Origin of the sequence: Hymenobacter cyanobacteriorum (assembly GCF_022631375.1) — a bacterium.
Lineage (GTDB): Bacteria > Bacteroidota > Bacteroidia > Cytophagales > Hymenobacteraceae > Hymenobacter > Hymenobacter cyanobacteriorum.
The window spans coordinates 411,223-426,463 of record NZ_JALBGC010000004.1; the positions used below are offsets into that span (position 1 = coordinate 411,223).

Genomic DNA, 15,241 nt, shown 5'->3' on the forward strand with positions numbered 1-15,241 from the left:
ACTGGTGAATGAATTGCATTGAGCGGGCAAGATGCTTCGCTACGCTCTGCATGACCGTTTTGCCATCCGTGTAAAACCATTACTGTCCCGGATAATACGTCTTTTCGGCGTGGGCCTTTACATCCTCGGGGTAGAAGCGCACTTCCTTGAAGCGACCGTTGCAGTATAAATCGGCCTGGTCGGTAAAGTGCGGCGTGCCCGGCCGGCTGCTCTGCCCGCCCGTGACAACGGAGCGCGCCACAATGCGCGGCCCGAACTCCACCACCGCCACGAAGCTGTTGCCCACGTTGCCGTAGCGCTTTTTAGTGCCCGGGTAAGCCCGCGCCCCAAATGCCGCCAGCGAGCCCCAGGCCGAAGAGGTAAATGCCACCGGCCGGCTGGGCTGCTGGTCGTCATATTTCTCCTCGATGCGGCCGGTGAGGCGCTGGTAGCGGTTCACTTCGCCCCAGGCGGTTTTCCAGGTGCCAAAGTCGCGGGTCAGGTCGTCAAGCGTTTCGGCCAGGGTAGCCATTTTTTCCGTCGGCGAAGTATTGGCCAGCGCGAACCGCACGAAGCTGATGTAATCAAGCTGGGGCTGGGCTTCGGGCACGCGGGCGCGGGCCTTGGCCAGCAGCCGCTCGGCCCAGTAGATAGCCACCGTCTGGGCCACGGACGTTTGGGCGTAGTTGTGGTTCCAGGCGCGGAGCATTACAATGGCTTCGGCCACGGCGGGCGCGGCGGCTTTTTCGGCCGAGGTGGGTTGGTAGGCGGCCAGCAGTGGCGGCAGCATGTCGTCGAACGCGGTGAGGTGCGGGTCGTCGGCCGCCGCAATGAGGGTGTCGAGGCTCACCACGGCTTTGCGGCTGAGCACGCGCACGGCGTTCAGGCCGCGGTAGTTTTCGGCGTCGGGTGCTTCGTATTTGGGGTATTTGGCGGCTTGCGGGCTGCTCGGGCCGCTCACGGTGAAAGGCGTGGAGTTGCAGTTTTGAATAAAGCCGCTGGCCGGATTGTGCACCTGCACCAGCTCGCTCACCGGGTGGAAGCCCTGCCATTCGGTCGCCGAGGTGCTGCCGTCCACTGGCTGGCTCCAATCGAATTTGGGGTCTCGCTTCGGCATAAAGTTGCCGTGCCAATAAGCGATAATGCCCTTAGTATCGGCGAAAACGGTGTTGTTCGAAGCATTGCCGTTCAGCTTCATCACTTGCTGGAAGCTGGCGTAGTCGGTAGCCTTGGTGCGCTGGTACGACTGCTGCAGGGCGGCCAGTGGCGCGTTCATCATGCGTACCGCCACCCACTGTCCGGCCGACTTCTGCCCCACAATGGGGCCGTGGTGGGTGCGGTAGATGGTGAAGGTTTTGCGCAGCATTTTATCGCCCGATTTGTAGGGCAGCGTTACCTTCTGCGCCGTCACGGCCCGCAGCTTGCCGTCGTATTTATAGAAGTAATTGCCGCCCTTTTCCTCTACAGTTTCGAGGTACTCATCCATTGAGTCGGCCTGGCTGGACGTGTGCATCCAGCCGCAGTGTTCATTAAAGCCCTGATAAATAAAGAACTGGCCCCACGTGACAGCCCCATAGGCGTTCAGGCCCTGCTGGCTCACCATCTGTACTTCAGAACGGAAATAAAACGAGGTGTGGGGGTTGATGAGCAGTAGGGCGTGGCCGCTGGCGCTTTTGCTCGGGGCAATGGCGAAGCCGTTGGAGCCCACCGGCTCGCGGTCGGTGCGGCCGAAGTCGGTGTCAATCCACGAACTCGATTTCTGCGCGCCGTAAAAATCCTTGATGCGACCCAGCGACACCACGCTGATGTTGCCGCCAATGCTGCCTTCGCTGAACATCAGCGGCATCCAGGGCTGAAAGCGGCGCAGCAGCCGGGGCTTCACGGTGGGGTGCGTGGCGAGGTAGTAGTTGGTGCCGGCCGCGAAGGCATCGAGCAGCAGCTTCATCTCGGCCGGGCTTTTTTTGTAGATGTTGATGGCCTGGGTGCTGTCCAGAAACAAGCGGGCGCGCAGGTCGTGGTAGAGCTGGGCTTCGCCTTCGACTTCGGCCAATCGGCCAATGGCGTCGAGGTAGTTGGTTTCGACGCGGTCGAAATCGTCCTCGCATTGGGTGTAGAGCAGGCCAAAAACGGCGTCCGCATCGGTCTTGCCGTAGATGTGCGGCACGCCGTAGGTATCGCGCGTGATGCTCACCTGCTTCGCTTGTTGCTGCCACCGCGCCACTTCTGCCGGAGTGAATTTCTGCGCTTGGGCCGCGGAGCCAGTGAGAATCAGGAGCAGCGAGAGAAGCAGACGCATCGGGCCGGGAGTTGGTGGAACGTTGGGCGCGAAAGTAAACGAAAAAGCCCCGGCCAGTGGGCCAGGGCTTTATTTTTATACTGTCATCCTGAGCGGAGCGAAGGACCTTATTACGTCTGCGCAATAGTCGTTCAATCGTACTAAGGTCCTTCGCTCCGCTCAGGATGAGCAGTGCTTACGCCGAGAACGACGAGCCGCAGCCGCAGGTGCTCTTGGCCTGGGGGTTGTTGAAAACGAAACCGCGGGCGTTGAGGCCATCCTGGAAGTCGACTTCCATGCCCAGCACATACATGGCGTGCTTTTTATCCATGATGAGTTTGAGGCCGTCGAGGTCGTAGGTTTCGTCGGCATCCTTGGCTTTGTCGAAGCCCAGCAGGTAACTCATGCCCGAGCAGCCGCCGCCCTGCACGCCGATGCGGAGGCCATAATCGGCGGGCACGTTCTTCTCCTGGATGATGTTTTTCACCTCCACTACGGCGCGGTCGGTGAGGGTAATGGGGGCGAGGGTGGCAACAGCAGCCATAATGAAAGTTGATTTAGCGGGAAGTGGATAACAAAGATACGGCGGTATCGGGGCGTAAACAGCGGTTGGGGCCCGGCGGTTCACGGCGTAGTTTTGCGCAACGCCAGCGACTAACGAGGCTTGCTTAACAAAAGAACGTCATGCCGAGCGTAGCCGAGGCATCTCGCCCGAATCGTTGCAACGGCATCCATTACTTCGGCATGCGAGATGCCTCGGCTACGCTCGGCATGACCATTCAAAAAACGCGCTTAATTCATGGAATCAACCACCTATTTCTACGACCTGCTCAAGATTATTCTGCCTGCTCTCATTGTAGCCGGAGCCATTTATTTCCTGTTCAAAGAGTTTCTGGAGCGGGAGCAGCAGCGCCGCCTAATTGAGCTGCGCCTCGAAAGCAACAAAACCACGCTGCCGCTGCGCCTGCAGGCCTACGAGCGCATCGTGCTGTTTCTGGAGCGCATCTCGCCCAACAACATTCTGGTGCGCCTGAGCAGCGCTGGCTCCACCGCGCCCGAGTTTCACCGGCTGCTGCAGCAGGAAATCCGGGCCGAGTACGAGCACAACCTTTCGCAGCAGCTCTACCTCTCGGCCGATGCCTGGACGCTGGTGAAGGAAGCCAAGGAAAACGTCCTTACGATGGTGAACCGCGCCTTTCACGGCATCCAGAACCCGGCTCAGGCCCGTGGTACCGAGTTGGCCAAGCGCATCCTCGAAGGCCTGATGATGGACGGAGCCGAGCCCACCGCACAGGCACTTGCGGTGGTGAAAAACGAGGCGGCCGGGCTGTTTTAGAATTCTTGAAAAAAAAGAACGTCATGCTGAGCTTGTCGAAGCATCTCTACCGCGCAACTAATTTGATTTAGTCTGGCAGTAAAGATGCTTCGACAAGCTCAGCATGACGTTTTTTTTAGGATAATCAACTCTATACTGCCGCTGCTACCGCTTCCATCGCTTGGCGGTAACACTCCTCATAGCGCGGCACAATGTTTTCCACTGCAAACTCCTGCGCCCGGGCCAGGGCGGCGGCTTTGAAGCGCGGCAGGTTCGCATCATCGAGCACGTAGAGGGCATTTTTTACCATGTCGGCCACGTCGCCGATTTCGCTGAGCATGCCGGTTACGCCGTGCACGTTCAGTTCGGGGATGCCGCCGGCGTTGGTGCTCACCACGGGCACTTCGCAGGCCATGGCTTCGAGCGCGGCGAGGCCGAAACTCTCATTTTCGGAGGGCATCAGGAACAGGTCGCCCACGCTGAGGACTTCCTCCACGGCTTCGAGCTTGCCCAGAAAGCGTAAGTCGCGGTGCACGTCGAGGTCGCGGGCCAGCTTTTCCATGCGGTTGCGGTCGGGACCATCGCCCACAAGCAGCAGCTTGGCTGGAATTTTTTCGCGCACGCCCACAAAAATTCGGAGCACGTCTTCCACCCGCTTCACGGTGCGGAAGTTGCTGGTGTGAATGAGTAGCTTCTCGCCTTCGGGCGCAATGGCGGCCCGGAAATGGCTTTTTTCTTGCTTCTTGAAGCGGTGTAGGTCGATGAAGTTGGGGATGACGGTGATGTCCTTCTCAACGGCGAAATACTGGTAGGTTTCGCGCCGCAAATCATCTGACACGGAGGTCACGCCGTCGCTCTGGTTGATGCTGAACGTGACGACCGGCTCGAAGCTGGAATCCTTGCCGACTAGCGTGATATCGGTGCCGTGCAGGGTGGTGACGACCGGAATCTGAATGCCGCGCGAGCGCAGAATCTGCTTGGCCATGTAGGCCGCCGAGGCGTGCGGAATGGCATAGTGCACGTGCAGCACGTCGAGCTTCTCGTTCTGCACAATGTCGACCATCTTGCTGGTGAGGGCCAGCTCGTAGGGCGGAAACTGGAACAGCGGGTAGGCCGGCACGTACACCTCGTGGTAGAAGAGGTTCTCGTTGAAGAAGTCGAGCCGCACCGGCTGGCTGTAGGTGATGAAGTGCACGCGGTGGCCGCGTTGAGCTAGGGCTTTGCCCAGCTCGGTCGCCACCACGCCGGAGCCACCAAAGGTGGGATAACAGACAATACCGATGTTCATAGGGAAATGCGTTTGCGCTTAGCCAACCGGGAAACGCATGGTTTGTTGCAACGACGAATGAGCCGGCCAAATGCTGCATCGGGCGTAGCTTTAGCGGCTTCTATTTCCCTACGTAAATCTGATGAAACTACGTTGTTCTGGTTATGTAATACTTGTTCTGCTATCATTAGCGAACCAAGCTCAAGCACAGAAATGGTTTACGCCCGACGTGGCCAGAGAAGTTGGCGTGGTGCCGTGTGGTAAGGCCAACTGCATATTGGGCCGTGGAGATGAGAAGCCCGTCAGAATAGGAGAAGGCCAAATAACTGCGGTGACCATGTTTTATTTCGATACAATTGCCACTTACGCGCAAGGTCGAATCGTTAATATTGTGACTGGAAAACCTATCAAAGGCGCATTGATTCAAACCTCCTATACCTGCTGGGAAGGGTGCGACGTGAAAATGTCAGCGACCAATGAAGCCGGATTTTTTCGCCTGGGCTGGGTCGGCTGTCATGGCCTAAAAGGGCCGAGAGCCAATAGGCTGCTACTGATACATGCCGTAGGCTATCAGCCAATCAACACGGAAGCAATTAGTTTCGGCGGCGGTGCCTACCTGCACATCGAACTTGCCGCGCTGCCCAAGCGCCGCTAGCTACTCCTTCGCCTTGCCCGCCGCCAGCGACTTATAAATGACTTCGTGAATCCGGGTGCGGATGTTGTACTGGCGTAGCTTGTTGTTGCCGGCATCGGGGTACACGCGGTTGGAGAGGAAGACGTAGAGGATGCCGTTTTCCGGGTCCATCCACACGCAGGTGCCGGTGAAGCCGGTGTGGCCGAAGGTGCTGGCCGGCGAGAGGTTGCTGGTGGGGCCTTCGGGCTTGCTGGGGTCGCCGTGGTCCCAACCCAGGCCGCGGCGGCTGCCGGCCGTTTGCGGGCGCGCAAACTCCGTGACGACGGGCGAGGCGAAGAACTGCGAGCCGCCGTATTTGCCGTTTTGCAGGTTCATTTGCATCAGCACGGCCAGGTCGTTGGCGGTGGCGAAGAGGCCGGCGTGGCCGCCCACGCCGCCCACGAGGGCCGCAGTTTGGTCGTGCACGGTGCCCTGCAGCTGCTCGCGGCGGTAGTACGTGTCGTTTTCGGTGGGCGCGATGCAGCTTTTGGGGAAGCGCTGCAAAGGGTTGTACGTCATGCTGCCCAGGCCCAGCGGGCGGTAGAAATTATCCTGCAAGTAGCCTTCAATTGGCTGCTGCAGAATCTTCTCGCACACCCGCTTCATCACCATAAAGCTGAGGTCCGAATATTCCGTCGGGTACTTGCCTTTGATTTTCGGGAGCAGGCTGGAGCGCATCGTCCAGGCCCAGACGGAGTCGTCGGCAGCCTTGGTGCTGTATTCGCCGGGCGCCACCTCATTGGGAAAGTCGTCGGAGCGGGTGCTGGCGTAAAAGGTGGGCTTGAGACGGCCGTCGCGCATGGTGCGCTCCCAGGTGGGGATGCCGGGCTTGAGGCCCGCCTGGTGTAGCAGCACGTCGCGGATGGTCATGTCGCGCTTGTTGGTGCGGGCCAGCTCGGGCAGGTAGGTGGCTACTTTCTCATCAAGTACCAGCTTGCCTTGGTCTTTTAGGGCCATCACGGCTTGTAGGGTGCCGGCCACTTTCGTCACCGAAGCCAGGTCGTAGAGTGTGCTACCGGTCACGGGCTGGCTTTGGTCGTAGGTGCAGTAGCCATAAGCCTGGTCGAACACCACAGTGCCGTTTTTGGCCACCAGCACCTGGCAGCCGGGCGAGGCGGCGTAAGTCTGGCTTTCGAGGGCGATGTTGTCAATCTGGGCCAGCACGCGCGAGTCGAGCCCCTGGCTTTCGGGGGCGGCATAGCGCAGGCGGTGCAGGTCGAGGGTGGCAATGCCGGAGTTCACGCGCATGGTGGGCGACACCGTGACGGGCAATTTGCCCCGCGCCGGCAGCGCCCCAAACAGCACCTGCGGCACCACTAGCTGCGCCGCGTAATGGTCCTCATAGCCGCAAACCAGCGTGCGGGCGCTTTCCAGAAACTTCAGCGAATAGGCGTTGCCCATGGCCACCACCACGGTTTTTAGCTTCGGATTAGCTTGGAGTTGTTTAATAAATTTCAGCGCGCCGTCGCCCAAGCCGTAGTTGTGGCTGGGCGTGTTGTTCATGTTGTGTAAGCTCACCACCACCACGTTGTAGTCGGAAAGGCGGCTGCTGATGCGGGCAAACGTGGAGTCGGGCGCGTACCGGTCGGGCACGGCGTACACCGGGCCGGGCTGGTACTTGTTGAAAATGGTCGCGTACGGCCCCTCAGCCTGCGTGCCGATGGTGATGGCCGCAATGCGCAGCGTATCGAGCCGCTGAAAGGGGAGGAGGTTATCCTGGTTTTTGGCTACCGTCACGGCGTGCTCAAAAATTTCCTGGGCCAGCACCTTCGATTTGGGTTGGTTCAGGCTGTCGCGCAGCGTCCGCATGTTCACGGGCTGGTAGTGGTTCAGGCCGGCCCAGTACTTGGCCCGCAGAATCTTCTTCACCCGGAAATCCAGGTCGGCCTGGGTGAACTTGCCGGCGGCCACGGCCTCCCGAATGCGCAACAGGGCCGAAGGAACATCCTCCGAAAACAGCAGCACGTCGTTGCCGGCAGCCAGCGCCAGCGCGTCCAGCTCGCCGTCTTTGTACAGCTTGCTCACGCTCTTCATGTTGAGCGCATCGGTGAAAACCAGGCCCTTAAAGCCCATTTTGTCCTTCAGCAGGTCAGTTACCAGCGCGTGCGAGAGAGTGGTGGTCTTAGCGTCCGTCGTATCAAACAGCGGCATGTAGAGGTGGGCCACAATCACGCCCATCACGCCGGCCTCAAACGACTGCTGGAAGGGCACCAAGTCTACTTCCGTCAGGCGGGCCATGTCAGTATTAATAACCGGCAGCGACACGTGCGAGTCGGTATCGGTATCGCCGTGGCCGGGGAAGTGCTTGGCCACGGCCAGTACCTTATTGTCCTGCAAGCCCTTGATATACTGGAGGCCCAGCGCCGCCACCCGGTTCTGGTTTTCACCAAACGAGCGGTTGCCAATCACCGGGTTGCCGGGGTTGGAATTTACGTCGAGCACCGGCGCGAAATCAACGTGCACGCCCAGCGCACGCATTTTGCGGGCAATGTCGCGGCCCATCTGGTACACGTATTTGGGGTCGTCCATGGCGCCCAGCGTCATCTGCTTAGCGAAATGGGCCGACGAGTCGAGGCGCATGTCGAGGCCCCATTCGGCATCCATGGCCACGAGCAGCGGCACTTTGGCGGCGGCCTGCAGGCGGTTGGCCATGATGGCCTGGCGCTTGGGGCCGCCCTGCATAAACATCACGCCGCCAATGTTATAGTTGCGCACCAATCGTTCGATGCGCTCGACGTGGCTGCGGTCCTTGTTGGAGTACGCGGCCACCATGAAAAACTGGCCCAGGCGCTGGTCGGGCGTGAGCGAGTTGAACACGCTGTCGACCCAGACCGTCTCGACCGGGCCGGAGGGAAGCGGGTCGGCGGGCATTTTTTTCAGGTCGGCAAACGACAGCAGCAGGCCCGCCATCAACACCAAAGCGGCTATGCTAAGCTGGAAGGGGATGCGCATCAGCCCCGTAGGGTTGGTGGGTTGAGTCAAGGGGCAAACGGGCCGCGGGGGCCGTACTTTTGTCGTGAGGTACTGCGGAACCCGCCGGGCGGGTTTAGAGGTTCCGAAGCGGACGGTAGCCGGCGTTATTCGGTGGGCAGGCAACGGGCGAAACAACAACCTCCCCCGCGACTGACTCCCTGATACTGACGGCCATTCCAGCCGCAAAGGTACGCAGAAAACCACCTCGCGGGTTGATAACGTCCCGGTTTTTTGCTTATTGTTCTTTGGCTTCCGGCCTGTTTACGTGCTGGTTAGCTAATTGATTTAGCAGGTTGCGGCTTTAGCTGTCGCCTCGTTCTTTTTCGGCGCAAGCTGACCCATGCGCTACATTCTATGCCTGATATCATTCACCTGCTTCCCGAATACCTCGCCAACCAGATTGCGGCCGGCGAGGTGGTGCAGCGTCCCGCCTCGGTGGTGAAGGAGCTGCTGGAAAATGCTGTCGATGCCCACGCCACTCAGGTGCAACTCATTGTGAAAGAAGCCGGCAAGCAGCTGGTGCAGGTAGTGGATAACGGCGCCGGCATGAGCCCCACCGATGCCCGCATGAGCTTGGAGCGCCACGCCACCAGCAAAATCCGCAGCACCGAAGATTTATTTAAGATTCGCACGCTCGGCTTCCGGGGCGAGGCGCTGGCCAGCATTGCGGCCGTGGCGCAGGTCGAAATCCGAACCAAGCAGCGCGAGCACGATACCGGCACGCTGCTGCTCGTGGAAGGCTCGCAAATCACCAGCCAGCAGCCCACCGCCTGCCCCGACGGCACCAGCATCGCCGTCAAAAACCTGTTCTTCAACGTGCCGGCCCGGCGCAACTTTCTCAAGAGCAACGCCGTGGAAATGCGGCACATTCTTGACGAGTTTCAGCATGTAGCGCTAGCTAATCCTCAGATTGCCTTTTCGCTGTACCAGAACGATTTGGAGGTGTTCAGCCTGCCGGCCGGCAAGCTCAGCCAGCGCATTGTGGCGTTGCTTGGCAACGGCTATAAGGAGCAGCTGGCCGCCTGCGAGGAGGTGACGCACTCTATTTCGGTGCGCGGCTTCGTGGGCAAGCCCGAGTCGAGCAAGAAAAGCCGGGGCGACCAGTTTTTCTTCGTCAACAACCGCTTCATCCGCTCGGCCTACCTGAACCACGCCGTGCTGGCTGCTTACGAGGGGCTGCTGGCCCGCGACACGCACCCCTTCTACGTGCTGTTTCTGGAGCTCGACCCCAAGGCCATCGACATCAACGTGCACCCCACGAAGACGGAAATCAAGTTCGAGGACGAGAAAACCGTATACGCCGTGGTGCGCGCCGCCGTGAAGCAGAGCCTAGGCCTGCACAACATCGCGCCCTCGCTCGACTTCGACGGCGACGTGAACTTCGCGCCCATCCGTCCACTGCGCGCCGGCCGCGCCGCCCCCGATACCGACGACCATCTGCCCGCGCCCACGCCCGCCGCCCGCGCCGCCGCCTACGAAGACCCGGCCCCCAGCCGCAGCATGGGAGGTAGCACCGGTGGCAGCAACTCCGGCTTCGGCAACTTCAATTCCGAAACCCGTCGCGACGGCTTCGAGCGCCAACTGCCGCCGCGCCCCACCGAGCAGGCCCGCCGCGAGCTCGAAGCCTTCTACCGCGAGCTGGGCCAGCCCGTGCGCGAAAATGCCGGCATTGACCCCGTCACGGCCCGCAGCTTTGAAACTCCGGTGCCCCCAGCTGCGTCGGCTTCACCAGTTTCGTCACTCCCTTTATCAACTGAAAAAAGCGGGCTGCCTGATTTCTCGCTGGGCCTGACGATGCCTGAACCTGCTGCCCGGCCCGCTACCACCCGCGAAAGCGGTGCAGGCAGCCGCGCCGTGCAGGTGCAGCAGCGCTTCGTGCTGGTGCCGGTGAAGTCGGGCGTGCTGCTGATTGACCAGGAAGCCGCCCGCGAGCGCATCCTCTACGAGCAGTACCAGCAGGAGCTGGAGCGCGCCGTGGGCACGTCGCAAACGCTGCTGTTTCCGCGCACCGTCACGTTTTCGCCCGCCGATTTTGCCGTGCTCCGCGAGCTCACCGAGCCGCTGCACGCGCTGGGATTCATCTTCAACGAGTTTGGTCCCAGCACCATTGCCGTGGAAGCTATTCCGGCCGGTATGCCCGCGCAGGACGAGAAGGAACTGCTAGAGAGCCTGATTGAGCAGTTCCGCACCAGCGCTGGCCCGCTCAAGCTCGACCAGCGCGAGGGCCTAGCCCGGGCCCTGGCCCGCCGCGTGGCCGCCAACACGGCCGCCGCCCGCCTGCCCGAATCCGAGCTCAGCGCCCTGGCCGACCGCCTCTTCGCCTGCCAAACGCCCGGCTACACGCCCGACGGCCGCAAAACCCTGGTGCTACTCGATGGGCAGCAACTGGCCGACTTCTTCCGTAAGTAACGTAGCGCGGACTTTGTAGTCCGCGAGTGCGAACGTTGTCAGGCGCGGACTACAAAGTCCGCGATACATCGCGCTACACTGGGCCGCGCTAGCTTTGCGCCCGCTACATTCCATTGCTCGCCCGCACACGTGGGCGTTTTCTCCGAAGCATGTTCAATCTCACCCCCACCGTTCGTAACCTCCTCATTGCGAATGTCATTTTTCTGGTTGCCCAAAACAGCCTGCTGCCGCTGCTCACGCAAGTGGGCAGCCTGTACCCCATTGGCTCGCCGTACTTCTTTCCGTGGCAGTTCTTCACCTACATGTTTCTGCATGCGGGCTGGGGACACTTGATTTCCAATATGTTCGGCCTGATTTCCTTCGGGCCGCTGTTGGAGCAGCGCTGGGGTGCCACGCGCTTCCTCACCTTCTGGCTGATTTGCGGGGTGGGCGCGGGCCTACTCTACGAAGGCGTGCGCGGTTATGAGTTGCACAAGATGGAACAGTCGCGGCAGGAGTTCCATCAGTCGCCGACGGGCGGTGAGTTCGCCAATTTCTTCCGTTCCTACTTCCCCGATGCCACTGGCTACGAAACCCTGGCCGGCGCGCTGGAGCGTAATCCAAAGAATGCTGAGTATATCGACGCCGCCACCCAGGCCGTGGACGGGGCCGTGAGCGAAACCATCAACTCGCGTGGTGGCGGCATGCTGGGTGCTTCGGGGGCGTTGTTCGGCATTTTGTTCGCCTTCGCCTACCTGTTTCCGAATACGGAATTGATGCTGCTGTTCTTTCCGTTTCCCATCAAGGCGAAGTATTTTGTGTTCTTCTACGCCTTGTACGAGCTGTACGCAGGGGTGCACCGCACGCCCGGCGACAACGTGGCCCACTTCGCGCACCTCGGCGGCCTGGTCATCGGCTTTTTCGTGGTGAAATACTGGGAGGGCCGCCGCGAACGGTTTTACTAGCCGTTGGTTTAACCGGGAGCGGGCGCGCCGCGCCGGCTGTCATTTACCGTTTTTTCTCCGCGATTCATGAGCATCGTTCAAGATATCCGCACCGCCTTCAACCGCCGCGACAACGCCCTCGTCCAGCTCATTCTGCTGAACGTGCTGGTATTCGCGGCCGTGGTTCTGCTGGAGGCCATCACCTACCTGGGGCAAGCCGCCGCCGCGCAAGTGCTGGTGATGCGGCAGCTGGAGCTGTCGGCCAACCTGGGCGTGCTGCTGCGCCATCCCTGGACGGTCCTCACCTACGCCTTCACCCACCAGGGTTTCTTCCACATCCTGTTCAACATGCTGAACCTGTACTGGTTCGGCCAGCTGCTGCGCGAATACCTCGGCGACCGCCGCCTCGTTAGCATCTACGTGCTGGGGGCACTCGCCGGGGCCGCCGTGTTTCTGCTGGCGTATAATCTCATCCCGATTCTGCGGCCCGCGGCCGATGCCGGGCAGATGGTGTTGGGCGCTTCGGCGGCCGTTACGGCGGTTATCGTGGCGGCGGCCACGTTGCTGCCCGACTACACGTTCATGCTCATCCTCATCGGCCCGGTCAAAATCAAGTGGATTGCCGCCGCCGTGGTGCTGATTTCGCTGGCGGGCGTGAACAGCAATAACACCGGCGGTGAAATTGCCCACCTCGGCGGGGCGCTGCTGGGCTTTGTATTCATCAAGCAGCTGCAGGCCGGGCGCGATTTAGGCCGGCCGGTGCAGGCGGTGGGCAACTGGTTTGCCCGCTTCAGCAACCGCCAGCCCGCCATGCGCGTGAGCCGCAGCGAGCGCCGCCCCGAGCCGGTGGCCGCTGCGGCCGCCAGCCCGGCCCGCAAGCCCGCGCCCGGCCAGCCCTTGCAGGACGAAATCGACACGATTCTCGACAAGATTTCGCGCTCCGGCTACGAAAGCCTGAGCAAGGAGGAAAAGCAGAAGCTTTTCCGCGCCAGCCAGCAGTAGCGGGCTAGGCGCTCAGCCACTCCTTGGCTAGGTCTACGTCCTTGAACAGCCGGATTTCGAGCTGGTTGCCTACCCGCGTCACCATTTCCTCGGCCGAGGCCTGCCCGAAAATACCCGGCGAAACGATGTGGGCGAAGCGTTTCAGGCCCAGCGTGAGCACCTGCGGCATCCAGTTGGTGGCAATCCAGTCGTTGGCCGAATTCCAGGAGCCGATGACTTCGCGGTTGTCGTTCAGCATGTGGGCGCAGCGATTTTCGCGCAGGAAATCGATGGTGGCTTGGCAGCCCTGAATAACTTTTTCGGTGGGCAGCACACCCGTCCAGTTGTTGTAAATCCACTGGTTGGCCGCATCAAATTCGATGGTCAGGAATACTTTATCGAATGAATTGGTCAGGGTAGTTTTCATCGGCTGCGCGAGTAGGAATATTGCAAAGTAAGCATCTTTTAGCGCAAAATCGGGCCTGCATTCAGGCAGCTGGCCAAATGGCTGGAAAGCCGAAAACCGCTTGTGCTTCGCGGCCATATATTTACCGGCTCCATTCGCTTCCTTCTATTTTTCTGCCTCTATGTTTTCTGCCGAGCGTATTCTGGCCATTCGCAAAAGCAAGGGTTTTTCGCAGGAGTTGCTAGCCGAGCAGTCGGGCGTGAGTCTGCGCACCATTCAGCGCGTGGAGCAGGGCGAAACCGTGCCGCGCGGCCACACCATGCAGGCGCTGGCCACCGCCCTCGACGTGCCGCTCGATGCGCTGCTAACCATGCCCGCGCCAGTTGCCGAAATTGCAATTGCCCCTGCCGAACCCGTAGCTGCGCCCACGTCGCTCCCGGCCGCGCCACCGTTGGCCGCCGCTCCCACCACCAGCCTCCACCTGCCGGCCGACCCGAACGTATTGCAGCTGCTCAACCTGAGCGCGCTGTGCCTGCTGGTGTTCCCGTTTCTCAACCTGCTGGTGCCGTACCTGCTCTGGCGCAAGCACCGCCACGACACCGTCCACGCCGACGAAGTAGGTCGGCGGGTACTCGGGTTTCAGGTGCTATGGCAGGTGGCCAGTTTCTTCAGCTACCTCATGGTGCTGCTGTTGCAGGCGGCCATGTTCTTTTATTTTGGGGTGGCGCTGAAGGGCGTATTTCTGGGCGTTTTCGTGCTGACTTACCTGGTCAATGTTGTCACGGTGGGGTACAACCAGTGGCTATTGCGCCAAGGAAGGCTCGATATTTACCCTGTGCGGCTATGATTGACGGGAAATTGTAGGTGCTTATAATCAATTGGTTAATGCAAATGGCGGCAAAATGTCGCCCAAATGGCGCAGGGAGTAGGGCAGGAGGCCGGGTAGTTTTGACCCAGTCCTCCACCCCTAATTTCTGCACCCATGAAAGTCCTGGCTAAAATCCTGCTGGCCATTTTCGCCCTGTTCTTGTTGAGCGGCATCGGCGGCTATTTCTACTTCCGGAAGAAGTTTCAGGCTCCCGCCAACCAATTGGTCGTGTCGCGGCTGCCGGCCGCCACGTCATTCGCCTGGGAAGCTACCAAGGACTTGCCCCACGCGGCGCTGCTGGTGCCCATCAGCGTGCCCGGCTGCCCGCGTACCTGCTACCTGCAGTTCGATACCGGCGCACCCTACACGCTGCTTAAGTCCAATGCCCTGGCCGTGCTGCGGGCCGAATACCCGGCCACCCGCGCCACGCTGTCGGCACAGGGCGACTCCGTTCGCAATTTTCAGTTCGGCATTGGCCAAGGCCAGGTGCGGGCCCGCAACATCTGGGTGCGGCCCTACGCCAGCACCGCCCAACTGCCCGCCAACCCCAACGAGCCCTTCGTGATTGGCACGCTCGGCACCGATGTGCTCGATGGCCGCGCGCTGATTATCGACTACGCCCGGCAGCGCTTCGTGTTGGCCAGCACCGCCCCCGACAGCCTGCTGCGCCGCGCCACCTTCGTGCCCATGAGTTTCAAGGAGCGGCGGGTGCTGCTGAAGGTGGGTTTGCAGGGAGAAACGAAGGAATTGATGTTTGATTCGGGCAGCAGCGCCTTCGCTCTGCTCACGTCGCAGGACAATTGGCAGCAAATGGCCCAGCCGGCCGCTACCGCCCAGGAAGTGCCAGTGAACTCGTGGGGCAAAACCCTGACCGCCCACACCGTCGCCACCGCGGCCGCTATGCAGTTTGGCGCCAACACCGTGCCGTTGGGCACGGTTACCTATATGGATGGCACCACCTTCATGCAGCGCACGCTAACGCGTTTTTCGGGCATGGGCGGCATGCTGGGCAACGCCCCTTTCAGCCAGCAAACCATCATTCTGGATGCAAAGAACGGGCGGTTTGGCGTGGTTCAACCCACTAAATGACCCTAATCGTCATGCCGAGCGCAGCCGAGGCATATCGCTCGCATCGCTGCAATGACAATCAGTACTGCTGCACGCGAGATACC

The 15,241-nt window shown here is 60.7% G+C and carries 12 protein-coding genes; 7 read left to right on the top strand and 5 right to left on the bottom strand.

Annotated elements, in window-relative coordinates; genetic code table 11:
- Nucleotides 1-79 precede the first annotated feature (79 nt).
- Both MON38_RS16045 and MON38_RS16050 read right to left on the bottom strand, forming a co-directional pair.
- Nucleotides 80-2,275, bottom strand: coding sequence for a penicillin acylase family protein (locus MON38_RS16045; protein WP_241937160.1), 2,196 nt, complete (start codon nt 2,273-2,275; stop codon nt 80-82).
- A 175-nt stretch (nt 2,276-2,450) separates the two neighbouring features.
- Entirely contained in the window at nt 2,451-2,798 is a 348-nt protein-coding gene (locus MON38_RS16050; RefSeq protein ID WP_168675019.1) for a HesB/IscA family protein, read from the bottom strand.
- A 255-nt stretch (nt 2,799-3,053) separates the two neighbouring features.
- On the opposite strand from MON38_RS16050, the gene MON38_RS16055 reads away from it, so the two are divergent.
- Nucleotides 3,054-3,590: a DUF7935 family protein gene (locus MON38_RS16055; RefSeq protein WP_241937161.1), complete on the top strand. Its 537-nt coding sequence runs from the start codon at nt 3,054-3,056 to the stop codon at nt 3,588-3,590.
- A 130-nt stretch (nt 3,591-3,720) separates the two neighbouring features.
- Here the strand turns inward: MON38_RS16055 and bshA are convergent, their stop codons facing one another.
- Nucleotides 3,721-4,857 (bottom strand): N-acetyl-alpha-D-glucosaminyl L-malate synthase BshA, encoded by a 1,137-nt coding sequence (gene bshA, locus MON38_RS16060; RefSeq protein WP_241937162.1) that lies wholly within the window; start codon nt 4,855-4,857, stop codon nt 3,721-3,723.
- Between the two features lie 121 nt (nt 4,858-4,978).
- Between bshA and MON38_RS16065 the strand changes: the two genes are divergently transcribed.
- Entirely contained in the window at nt 4,979-5,491 is a 513-nt protein-coding gene (locus MON38_RS16065) for a hypothetical protein (RefSeq protein WP_241937163.1), read from the top strand.
- On the opposite strand, the gene MON38_RS16070 is transcribed toward MON38_RS16065, so the two are convergent.
- On the bottom strand, nt 5,492-8,491 hold the full coding sequence (locus MON38_RS16070; RefSeq protein WP_241937164.1) for a serine hydrolase domain-containing protein: 3,000 nt from the start codon (nt 8,489-8,491) through the stop codon (nt 5,492-5,494).
- A 345-nt stretch (nt 8,492-8,836) separates the two neighbouring features.
- Between MON38_RS16070 and mutL the strand changes: the two genes are divergently transcribed.
- The 3 genes from mutL to MON38_RS16085 all read left to right on the top strand — a co-directional run bounded on the left by mutL (nt 8,837) and on the right by MON38_RS16085 (nt 12,816).
- On the top strand, nt 8,837-10,891 hold the full coding sequence (gene mutL, locus MON38_RS16075) for a DNA mismatch repair endonuclease MutL (RefSeq protein ID WP_241937165.1): 2,055 nt from the start codon (nt 8,837-8,839) through the stop codon (nt 10,889-10,891).
- A 149-nt stretch (nt 10,892-11,040) separates the two neighbouring features.
- Complete coding sequence (locus MON38_RS16080) at nt 11,041-11,835, top strand: rhomboid family intramembrane serine protease (protein WP_241937166.1); 795 nt, start codon at nt 11,041-11,043, stop codon at nt 11,833-11,835.
- Nucleotides 11,836-11,901: 66 nt separating this feature from the next.
- A complete protein-coding gene (locus tag MON38_RS16085; protein WP_241937167.1) occupies nt 11,902-12,816 on the top strand; it encodes a rhomboid family intramembrane serine protease in 915 nt (304 codons plus the stop codon).
- Between the two features lie 4 nt (nt 12,817-12,820).
- Here the strand turns inward: MON38_RS16085 and MON38_RS16090 are convergent, their stop codons facing one another.
- Nucleotides 12,821-13,222, bottom strand: coding sequence for a hypothetical protein (locus MON38_RS16090; RefSeq protein WP_241937168.1), 402 nt, complete (start codon nt 13,220-13,222; stop codon nt 12,821-12,823).
- A gap of 160 nt (nt 13,223-13,382) precedes the next feature.
- Here MON38_RS16090 and MON38_RS16095 point away from each other — a divergent pair, with 160 nt between their 5' ends.
- Nucleotides 13,383-14,048 carry a helix-turn-helix domain-containing protein gene (locus MON38_RS16095; RefSeq protein WP_241937169.1) on the top strand — a complete coding sequence of 222 codons (666 nt, stop codon included), beginning with the start codon at nt 13,383-13,385 and terminating at the stop codon, nt 14,046-14,048.
- Nucleotides 14,049-14,183: 135 nt separating this feature from the next.
- Nucleotides 14,184-15,158, top strand: a complete 975-nt coding sequence (locus tag MON38_RS16100; RefSeq protein WP_241937170.1) for a hypothetical protein — start codon at nt 14,184-14,186, stop codon at nt 15,156-15,158.
- Nucleotides 15,159-15,241 lie beyond the last annotated feature (83 nt).

Bases quoted from the DNA above. Each gene is read 5' to 3' on its own strand.
- MON38_RS16065 (WP_241937163.1), top strand. From the start codon at position 4,979: ATGAAACTACGTTGTTCTGGTTATGTAATACTTGTTCTGCTATCATTA.
- MON38_RS16080 (WP_241937166.1), top strand. From the start codon at position 11,041: ATGTTCAATCTCACCCCCACCGTTCGTAACCTCCTCATTGCGAATGTC.
- MON38_RS16050 (WP_168675019.1), bottom strand. From the start codon at position 2,798: ATGGCTGCTGTTGCCACCCTCGCCCCCATTACCCTCACCGACCGCGCC.
- MON38_RS16090 (WP_241937168.1), bottom strand. From the start codon at position 13,222: ATGAAAACTACCCTGACCAATTCATTCGATAAAGTATTCCTGACCATC.
- MON38_RS16045 (WP_241937160.1), bottom strand. From the start codon at position 2,275: ATGCGTCTGCTTCTCTCGCTGCTCCTGATTCTCACTGGCTCCGCGGCC.
- MON38_RS16100 (WP_241937170.1), top strand. From the start codon at position 14,184: ATGAAAGTCCTGGCTAAAATCCTGCTGGCCATTTTCGCCCTGTTCTTG.
- MON38_RS16055 (WP_241937161.1), top strand. From the start codon at position 3,054: ATGGAATCAACCACCTATTTCTACGACCTGCTCAAGATTATTCTGCCT.
- MON38_RS16085 (WP_241937167.1), top strand. From the start codon at position 11,902: ATGAGCATCGTTCAAGATATCCGCACCGCCTTCAACCGCCGCGACAAC.
- MON38_RS16095 (WP_241937169.1), top strand. From the start codon at position 13,383: ATGTTTTCTGCCGAGCGTATTCTGGCCATTCGCAAAAGCAAGGGTTTT.
- mutL (WP_241937165.1), top strand. From the start codon at position 8,837: ATGCCTGATATCATTCACCTGCTTCCCGAATACCTCGCCAACCAGATT.
- bshA (WP_241937162.1), bottom strand. From the start codon at position 4,857: ATGAACATCGGTATTGTCTGTTATCCCACCTTTGGTGGCTCCGGCGTG.